This is a genomic window from Bartonella sp. AA23NXGY (assembly GCF_042197165.1).
Classification (GTDB): Bacteria; Pseudomonadota; Alphaproteobacteria; order Rhizobiales; family Rhizobiaceae; genus Bartonella.
In genome coordinates this window covers 1-513 of the sequence record NZ_JBHIRO010000120.1, presented here as the reverse complement: position 1 = coordinate 513, position 513 = coordinate 1, and the positions used below count along the sequence as shown (strand labels likewise).

The following is a 513-nucleotide window of genomic DNA, read 5'->3' as shown; positions in this document are numbered from 1 at the left end:
CAAAGCGCCCGATTTAAGCACTGGAGAACTTCGTGATTATAGCGAGGAAGAATTTAAGCAGCTCCAGTGCATGATGCCCGATATTCAAGGGGCAGCTTTCAATAAAAAGGTTGTAAGACGTGCTTTTTTAGGGAGAAAGTTGCTTGAATCCCCCGATCAACCTTTAGTTCCAGCTGGTCAATTGGGTTGGGAGTGTATAACGGGGTATTTTGACAAGATAGAACGGCAATTTTATGGGGTTGTGCGCCCGACAAAAGATCCACAACGGTGGGCGAATAAATATTTTAGTCAAGTGATGTATATCCTTAATAGCCAATCCAAAGGGGGGCTTATTGTCGAGGAAGGGGCGTTTAAGGACATCAGGCAGGCTATGCAAGATTGGGCGCGGGCTGATGCGTTGCTAGTTGCTGAAGATGGCGCTCTTGCAGAAGGCAAGATACAACCAAAGCCTGTAGCACAGTTTCCAGAGGGCTTTTTCCAGCTGTTTAATGAAGCTAAGGAAGCAATTAATCA

General features: G+C 45.8%; 1 pseudogene. It reads left to right on the top strand.

The features are described from left to right. A pseudogene (locus ACFINY_RS09995) lies at nucleotides 1-513 on the top strand (phage portal protein); the annotation flags it as partial.